We start from the raw sequence: 9027 nt of genomic DNA on the forward strand, positions 1-9027 counted from the left end.
GTCTGACCGAGGACCTCTCCTGTGCGCATCAAGCTGACCCTGCACCGCCCGGACTCGACCCTGACGAACGTCGCGGTCACGGCCGACGCCACGGCGACCGTGCGCGACATCGCCGAGGCGCTCTACTCGGGCGACCCCGTGCGCGCCGGGGCCGCGGCCCCGGACCGGCTCACGCTCCAGGTCGACGACGCGTCGAGCGCGTCCCAGGGCCGGGTCCTGTCACCGACGAGCGACCTGATCGAGGCGGGCCTCCGGTCGGGCGCGACCGTCTCGATCGTCCGGGTCTCCGAGCAGTTCGAGGCACCCGGTCAGGACCGGGGGCCGGCCGCCGCCGTCCTGCGCGTGCTCTCGGGACCCGACGCGGGCAGGGAGTTCCCGTTGCCCGTCGGCACGAGCTACCTCGGTCGCGACCGGGACATGGACGTCCGGCTCGACGACCCGCTCGTGTCCAAGCGGCACGCGCGACTGACGGTCGGGGAGTCGATCGAGATCGTCGACACCAACTCGGCCAACGGCCTGGTCATGGGCGGCGAGCGCATGGCGCGCGCGACCCTCACGTCGGCCGACACGGTCGACGTCGGCGGCTCGGTCATCGCGGTCGTGGCGCTGCAGCGCAGCGGCAGCCTCGCCCCGACGAGCCCCATCGTCGAGTTCAACCGTTCGCCGCGCGTCGTGGCCCGCTTCCCGGAGCGCACGCTCAAGGCCCCCAAGCCGCCGCAGCCGCTCCAGCCCGCGCGCTTCCCGTGGCTGGCCATGGCCGCTCCGCTGGTCATGGGAGTCGTCCTGTGGATGGTCCGCAAGGACTTCATGTCGGTCGTCTTCATCGCGCTGAGCCCCATCCTGATGATCGGCAACTACGTCGACCAGAAGGTCCAGGCCAAGCGACGGTTCAAGGCCCAGGTCGAGCAGTTCACGGTCTCGGTCGCGGCCATGCGCGAGACCATCGAACGGACCCATGCGGTCGAGCGTGCCGTGCGGCTCGCCGAGACGCCGTCGGTCGCGGACACCGTGGACGCCGTACGGCGTTTCGGTGCGCTGCTGTGGACCCACCGGCCCGAGCACCAGGCGTTCCTGAGCGTGCGGATCGGCCTCGGGCGAGGGGTCTCGCGCGTCCAGCTCGACGACCTGGGCAACAACGACACGCTGCCGGTCTACTGGCAGGAGCTCGAGAAGCTGCAGGCCGAGTGCTCGCACATCGACGGTGTGCCCGTCGTGGCTCACCTGCGGTCGAGCGGGGGCCTGGGCATCACGGGGCCCGCCGGGACGGTCGACGGCGTGGGGCGCGGGATCCTGGTCCAGCTCGTCGCGCTCCACTCGCCCGCCGAGCTGGTCGTCGCCGCGCTCACCTCGCCCCGGTCGCGGGTCGACTGGGAGTGGCTCGAGTGGTTGCCCCACACGGGCTCGCCGCACAGCCCGCTCGCGGGTGACCACCTCGCGGACAACCCCGGTGCGGGCGCGTCGCTCCTGTCGCGGCTCGAGGACCTGGTCGAGTCGCGCGGTGCGGACCTGGGCGAGCGGGCCCGGGACCGGGGCGGCGTCGACCCCGCCAAGGAGCTCGACGACCTCGAGGCGCCCGTGCTGCCGACCGTCGTCGTGCTCGTCGAGGACGACGCTCCCGTGGACCGGTCCCGCACGACCCGCCTCGCGGAGCGAGGCGCCGACGTGGGGGTGCACGTCGTGTGGATCGCCCCGACCGTGGAGCAGCTGCCTGCCGCGTGCCGCACGTTCGTCCTGACGGGCGACGGGGGAGCGACGTCGGGCGAGGTCCGCGTCGGACGCCTCACCTTCCCCGTGCTGTGCGAGCAGGTGGACCTCGCGACCGCGCACGAGCTCGCGCGTGCCCTGGCCCCCGTCGTGGACGTCGGCGCACCGATCGACGACGACTCGGACCTCCCGCGCTCGGTGTCGTTCGTGTCGCTCGCGGGCCAGGCCTTGCTGAGCGACCCGGACGCCCTGGTCGAGCGCTGGCGCGAGAACCACTCGTTGACCGTGCGCGACGGGTCGCCGCCCGTGCGCCGCAAGTCCGACGCGACCCTGCACGCGCTCGTCGGGCACTCGGGGACCGAGCCGCTCCACCTCGACCTGCGCACCCAGGGCCCGCACGCGCTCGTCGGCGGGACCACCGGCGCCGGCAAGTCCGAGTTCCTCCAGTCGTGGGTGCTGGGCATGGCCGCCGCGCACAGCCCCGACCGGGTCACGTTCCTGTTCGTCGACTACAAGGGCGGGGCGGCGTTCGCGGACTGCGTGAACCTGCCGCACACCGTGGGCCTCGTGACCGACCTCTCGCCCCACCTGGTGCGTCGGGCGCTCACGTCGCTGCGTGCCGAGCTGCGGTACCGGGAGCACCTGCTCAACCGGAAGAAGGCCAAGGACCTCGTCTCGCTCGAGCGCACGGGCGACCCCGAGGCGCCGCCGAGCCTGCTGATCGTCGTCGACGAGTTCGCGGCCCTCGTCAACGAGGTCCCGGAGTTCGTCGACGGCGTCGTCGACGTCGCCCAGCGCGGACGCTCGCTCGGGCTGCACCTCATCCTCGCCACCCAGCGACCGGCCGGCGTCATCAAGGACAACCTGCGGGCCAACACGAACCTCCGCGTCGCGCTGCGCATGGCCGACGAGGCCGACTCGACCGACATCCTGGGCATCCCGCTCGCTGCGCACTTCGACCCGTCGATCCCGGGCCGAGGCGCGGTCAAGACGGGGCCCGGGCGCATCACCCCGTTCCAGACGGGGTACGCGGGCGGCTGGACGACCGACCGGCCGCAGCGTCCCCGCCTCGACGTCGAGGAGATGTCGTTCGGGACGGGCGCCTCGTGGGAGATCCCGGCCCCCGACGTCGAGGAGGTCGTCGACCCCGGTCCGAACGACATCGCCCGGGCCGTGGCGACGATCGCGCGCGCGGCGCAGAACGCGGCCGTCCCGGCCCCGCGCAAGCCGTGGCTCGACGAGCTCGCCCGGACCTACGACCTGGCTCTCCTGCCCAACCCGCGCACCGACGAGCTCCTCCTCCTGGGCGTCGTCGACGACCCTGCGTCGCAGAAGCAGCCGACCGTCTTCTACGAGCCCGACCGCGACGGCAACATGGCGATCTTCGGCACCGGTGGCTCGGGCAAGAGCGCCGCCCTGCGGTCGATCGCCGTCTCGGCCGCGATCACGGCCCGTGGTGGCCCGGTCCAGGTCTACGCGATCGACTGCGGGGCGAGCGGCCTGCGGATGCTCGAGGACCTGCCGCACGTCGGCGCGGTCATCGCGGGGGACGACGCCGAGCGCGTGACCCGCGTCCTGCGGATGCTGCGCGGCATCGTCGACGACCGCTCGGTGCGGTACGCGGCCGTGCGTGCCGGGACGATCGGCGAGTACCGGTCCCTCGCCGGCGCGCCGCAGGAGCCGCGCATCCTGCTCCTGGTCGACGGGATCGGCGCGTTCCGCGACGAGTACGACCTCAAGGCGACCCCGTGGTTCCCCGTGTGGGCGGCGTTCTCGCAGCTCGCGACCGACGGGCGCCAGGTTGGCGTGCACGTGATCATCACCGGCGACCGGCCGAGCGCCGTGCCGACCTCGCTGGGCAGCACCATCCAGCGCAGGCTCGTGCTGCGCCTCGCGAACGCCGACGACTACCTGATGGTCGGGGTGCCACGCGACGTCCTGACCCCGGCCTCGCCGCCCGGTCGAGGAGTCCTGGCGGGCAACGAGGTCCAGGTCGCCGTGCTGGGCGGGGACGCCAACGTCTCGATCCAGTCGCGAGAGATCAGCAAGCTGCGTGACGCGATGGTGCGCAACGGCGTCCCCCAGGCGCCGTCGATCGAGAAGCTGCCCGACTCGATCCCGCTCTCGTCGCTGCCCGCGTCGGTGGGCGGCGCTCCGGTCATCGGCCTCGACGACCTCGACATCGCCCCGGTCGTGCTGCCCGAGCGCGGCACGTTCCTGCTGGGCGGTCCCCCCGTCGGCGGTCGGACGACCGCGCTCGTGACGATCGCGCAGGCGGTCCGGCGCGCGCGTCCCGGGACCCGGATCGTGTTCTTCTCACCTCGTCCGACGCCCATCTCGGCGCTGCCCGTGTGGGACACCACCGCGACGAGCCCCGAGGAGATCGTCCCCGTCGTCGAGTCGATCAAGGCGCAGGCAGAGTCCGGGCAGCTCGGTCGCGGGGACCTCGTCCTGGTGGTCGAGAACCTCACCGAGCTCACGGGTACCCCGGCGGAGGCGGTCCTCGACAAGCTCGTCCAGCTCCTCGTCCGGACCGACCAGCTCGTGGTCGGTGAGTCGGAGAGCTCGACGTGGAGCCAGGCGTGGACCCTGGCCAAGCCGTTCAAGGCCGGGCGGAGCGGGCTGATCCTGACCCCCGGCGACACCGACGGCGACATCCTCCTCGGCACGTCGCTGGGACGGATCCGCCGAGCAGAGTTCCCGGCCGGGCGAGGCTTCCTCGTCGTGGCCGGGCGCACCCGGAAGGTGCAGATGGCCCTCCCGGAGTAGCTCTCCACGGATGGGGACCTGTCCCCATGTACGGGGTAGGCACGACATGGTTGAGTACTCCGTGTCGAGAACATGACGAGGTCGCCCGCAGGGGGTGGCCCTGAAAGAAGGAGCAGCACATGAGCAACTACTGGGGCCTCAACGTCGAGCAGGTCAAGCAGCTCTCGGCCGAGCTCATCCAGGCAGCCTCGGACGTCGACGCCATCAAGTCGAAGCTCACGGGCAAGCTGGACTCCGTCGAGTGGAACGGCCCGGACGCCACCGCGTTCCGCTCCGACTGGTCGGGCCAGCACGTGACGGCCCTCCAGACCGTCATCACGGCGCTCAACGAGGCCGGCGCCAAGGCGCAGTCGAACGCGCTCGCGCAGGAGGCCACCTCCAACGCTTCCTGATCCCCAGGACGCGCGACGACGGGGCAGACGAGAGGGCGCAGGATCTTCGGGTCCTGTGCCCTCTCGTCTGCCCTTCGTCTGCCTCTTCGGCACGTCGCCGACCTTCCCCACCCTCGGGCAGATGCCCGACGACGCGAGATGAGAACCTGTGGCCTTCTACGGTGCCGACGTCACGGCGCTCCGGGCGCTCGGCAAGAGCTTCGACGAGGCCTCGGGCGAGCTCGAGGACCTCCGGACGAGGATCTCGCAACGGTTGGGCGGTGTGGACTGGAAGGGGCCGGACGCCGAGCACTTCCGCGACCTGTGGTCCTCGCAGTGCGCCTCTGCGCTCACGACGACGCGCGACGCGCTGCGCGAGGCAGGCACGGCGCTCGTGCGCAACGCCGACCATCAGGAGGTCACGAGCGAGGACAACGGGCCCGGCGGGACGAGCTGGGGAGGTGGGACACCCGGTGGAGGCTCGACGAGCGGTCCTGGCGGCGGGCCGGTCATCGGACCTGCAGGCCCCCTGGCTCCGGGGTCCCCGTGGTGGCTGCACGGCGGGACGGGCGGTGCCGCCGGGGAGAAGGTCGACAACAGCGGCGTGTTCGACCCCCACCGGAACTACCAGTCCACGTACCAGCTGTCCACGCTCGACGGTGAGCAGGTGGACGGCCCGCTGCACGACGACAAGCGTCCGGTCGACGCCAAGGCGCACCTGGCGAGCGCGAACGCGTCCGGGGTCCTGGGTGTCCAGGGCGAGATGGACGGATCGTTCGGCGAGTCGAGCGGCTTCCACGGCGACGGCTCGCTGGCCGGCTGGGCCGGGGCGCGGGCGGACGCCGGGGCGGGCGGGTACGTCGGTGCCGACGGCCTGGCGGTCGAGGGGCAGGCCGGGGTCGCCGTCGGGGCAGGGGGCAAGGCCGACGGCTCGCTGGGGTACGGGATCCTCGAGGCGAACGGCAGTGCCGAGGCGTTCGCGGGCGCGCGCGCCGGCGTCGACGCCGCGGCCTCGGTCGGACCCGACGGGCTGGGGGTCGCAGTCGGCGCCGAGGCGTTCGCCGGTGCCGAGGCCAAGGTCGAGGCGTCGGTGGGGATCGAGGGCGCCCAGGTCGGCGCCGAGGCGACCGGCTACGCGGGGATCGGCGTCCGTGCGAACGTGGACGTCAAGGCGGGCTGGGAGCACACGGAGATCGACATCGACCTCGGCGTCGCGCTCGGGCTCGGCGGTGGGGTCGGACTGAAGGTCGACCTCGAGCCCAAGAAGCTCGTGGAGGGCCTGACCGACCTCCTGCCCTGGTGACCGGCTCACCGCACGGGCGCGAGCGGGAGCGGCCCGTGGGGACTGAGCTGCACGAGCCTCACGGAGATGCCCGAGCCGCCGAGGGCCTGACAGACTGACACCCCCGTCCTGCCGTCGAGCAGGACGGTACCGACCGACACGAAGGATGGTTCATGAGCACCGTGCTCTCCTACCCCAGCGCCGACTTCCCTGCTCCCGTCCGGGTCAGCATCGACTGCCCGGAGGACTGGGCACCGCTCCCCGAGGTCGCGCTCCCGCTCGCCCTGGCCAAGGTCGTGGCCCCCGGCGAGTTCCGGCCCAACGTCATCGTGGTCGTGTCGCGCACGCGCAAGCAGTTCACGCTGGAGAACGCCGTGAGCGAGGTCGTGACCAAGCTGACCGGGCTCGCCGGGTACGCCGAGCTGGGGCGCGAGGAGCGGGAGATCGCGGGACATCCCGGCTTCCGGATCGAGGGCGCCTTCACGGACGCCGAGGGGGGCACCCTGGTCCAGGCCGTCCGCACGACGATCGTCGACCGTGGACCCGTCGTGGACCTGGTGCAGGTCACGGGCTCGTGCTCGGGAGCGCAGGCCGAGCAGCTGCTGGTCGAGATCCGAGCGATCCAGGAGAGCCTGAGGATCGAGGAGTGAGCGTCCCCGTGCCGACCGGCGGTCCGGCCGGGGTCGAGGACGTCGTCGCGGCTCTCCTCTCGCTCAACGCGGAGGACGTGCCCTACGAGGTCACGGCGGAACCGACGGACAAGGGTGCCGTCGTCACCGCGACCTGGAAGGGCTGGGACGTGCGGTGGCAGTCCTTCTTCGGTGCAGGGGCCGTCACCAAGACGTTCCGGCTCGTGGTGACGCTCGACGGCAAGCGAGGGACCTACGCGTTCACCGAGCTCCACGGCTCGGCGCGCAGGTCCGTGGGGGTCTCGGCCGGTGGCGTGCACGCCGAGGCTCGCAAGGACGGGTTCCGTGGCAAGACCTTCGGGGCGCGCTCCCTGAAGGTCGTGGTCGCGCCGCGGGTCACGGCCTCCGGTGAGCGAGGCTACGAGGTGTCGAACGTCGCGACCCTGTCGTTCACACCCTCGACCATCAAGGTGCCGGTCTTCTCGACGCTTCGCTCGCTCGGGTGGCGCCCTCGGTTCGACAACGGGTTCATGCGACGGTTCGAGGGCTGATCCGGCGGCGCGCGCTGTGGCGCGAGGGCAGGCCGAGCCGTCGTGGCCTCCCGTGGCGCCCTGAGTGCGCACGTCCCCGAACCGCGTAACGATTGCTCAGATCGCAAGACAGGGTTCCATCAGGCGAGATCGCCTGTCAGTGTGGAGGTTCACCTCAGTCGTACAATCGAGTGGTTCTCCCGTTGGCGGCCGCGGACCTCACCCGGACAGCCCGCGTGACCGGTCCGCCCCACTCCTGCGGACCGTTCGTCCCCCTCCTCGATCGGAAGGCGTTCTTTCCTGTGAGCAGCTCCCGTCCTTTGCGCGTCGCTATCGTCGGCGCTGGTCCTGCTGGTATCTATGCGGCGGACATTCTGTCGAAGACGCCCGCGTAGGTGATNCCCTCCTCGATCGGAAGGCGTTCTTTCCCCCTCCTCGATCGGAAGGCGTTCTTTCCTGTGAGCAGCTCCCGTCCTTTGCGCGTCGCTATCGTCGGCGCTGGTCCTGCTGGTATCTATGCGGCGGACATTCTGTCGAAGACGGATGTCGAGGTGAGTATCGATCTGTTCGAGCGTCTGCCCGTGCCTTTTGGGTTGGTGCGGTATGGGGTGGCTCCGGATCATCCGCGGATCAAGCAGATCATCGTGGCGTTGCACAAGGTGTTGGCGCGTGGTGATGTGCGGTTGTTGGCGAACGTGGATTATGGGGTGGATCTGAAGCTGGACGATCTGCGGCAGTTCTATGACGCGGTGATCTTCTCGACGGGGTCGATCCGGGATGCGGCGTTGCCGATCGAGGGGATCGATCTGCCRGGKTCGTTCGGTGCTGCTGATTTCGTGTCGTGGTACGACGGGCATCCGGACGTGCCGCGGACGTGGCCGTTGGAGGCGCGTGAGGTCGCGGTGCTGGGGGCGGTCGTTCGGTGCTGCTGATTTCGTGTCGTGGTACGACGGGCATCCGGACGTGCCGCGGACGTGGCCGTTGGAGGCGCGTGAGGTCGCGGTGCTGGGGGCGGGGAACGTGGCGTTGGACGTGGCGCGGATCTTGGCCAAGCATGCGGATGATCTGTTGCCCACGGAGATCCCGGACAACGTGTATGCRGGGTTGAAGGCGTCGCCGGTCACGGATGTGCACGTGTTCGCGCGGCGTGGTCCGGCGCAGGCGAAGTTCTCGCCGTTGGAGCTGCGTGAGCTGGGTCATGTGCCGGATGTGGACGTGATCGTGTATCCGGAGGACTTCGAGTTCGACGAGGGGTCGATGGCGGCGATCAATTCGTCGAACCAGACGAAGCAGGTCGTCAAGACGTTGACGGACTGGACGCTGAAGGACCCGAGCGGGTTCACGGCTTCGCGSCGGTTGCACCTGCATTTCTTGAAGGCGCCGGTCGCGGTGCTGGGGCAGGAGCGGGTCGAGGGGTTGCGTACCGAGCGCACGGTGCTCAACGGTGACGGGACGGTCAGTGGGACGGGGGAGTTCCAGGACTGGCCGGTGCAGGCGGTCTATCGKGCGGTGGGGTATTTCGGGTCGCCGTTGYCCGAGGTGCCGTTCGACGAGCTCAAGGGTGTCATTCCCAACCGTGAGGGTCGGGTGATCGACATCGATGGTGAGCAGGTCCCGGGGGTGTATGCCACGGGCTGGATCAAGCGCGGCCCGGTCGGGTTGATCGGGCACACCAAGTCCGACGCCTCGGAGACCGTCCGCCACCTCGTCGAGGACGTCACGGGGGCAGTTGCCGCAGCCGA

At 71.0% G+C, this 9027-nt stretch carries 6 protein-coding genes and 1 pseudogene; all 7 read left to right on the top strand.

Translation table 11 applies throughout. The features are described 5' to 3' along the window. Positions 1-21: 21 nt before the first annotated feature. Entirely contained in the window at positions 22-4473 is a 4452-nt protein-coding gene (locus tag ASE27_RS11155; RefSeq protein ID WP_056649858.1) for an FtsK/SpoIIIE domain-containing protein, read from the top strand. A 119-nt stretch (positions 4474-4592) separates the two neighbouring features. Then, the gene (locus tag ASE27_RS11160; protein WP_056649861.1) at positions 4593-4865 is read left to right on the top strand and encodes a hypothetical protein; all 273 of its coding nucleotides are present in this window, start codon (positions 4593-4595) and stop codon (positions 4863-4865) included. A gap of 148 nt (positions 4866-5013) precedes the next feature. Next, positions 5014-6147 carry a WXG100 family type VII secretion target gene (locus ASE27_RS11165; protein ID WP_056649864.1) on the top strand — a complete coding sequence of 378 codons (1134 nt, stop codon included), beginning with the start codon at positions 5014-5016 and terminating at the stop codon, positions 6145-6147. A 152-nt stretch (positions 6148-6299) separates the two neighbouring features. After that, complete coding sequence (locus tag ASE27_RS11170) at positions 6300-6776, top strand: LpqN/LpqT family lipoprotein (protein WP_056649866.1); 477 nt, start codon at positions 6300-6302, stop codon at positions 6774-6776. Beyond that, on the top strand, positions 6773-7306 hold the full coding sequence (locus ASE27_RS11175) for a hypothetical protein (protein ID WP_056649870.1): 534 nt from the start codon (positions 6773-6775) through the stop codon (positions 7304-7306). The genes ASE27_RS11170 and ASE27_RS11175 overlap by 4 nt, the downstream gene beginning before the upstream one ends. Before the next feature lie 437 nt (positions 7307-7743). Further along, entirely contained in the window at positions 7744-8217 is a 474-nt protein-coding gene (locus ASE27_RS21175; RefSeq protein WP_369819010.1) for an NAD(P)-binding protein, read from the top strand. A 4-nt stretch (positions 8218-8221) separates the two neighbouring features. Further along, positions 8222-9027 (top strand): annotated as a pseudogene (locus tag ASE27_RS21180) (pyridine nucleotide-disulfide oxidoreductase); the annotation flags it as partial.

The sequence above is a fragment of the Oerskovia sp. Root918 genome, from assembly GCF_001428945.1.
Lineage (GTDB): Bacteria > Actinomycetota > Actinomycetes > Actinomycetales > Cellulomonadaceae > Oerskovia > Oerskovia enterophila.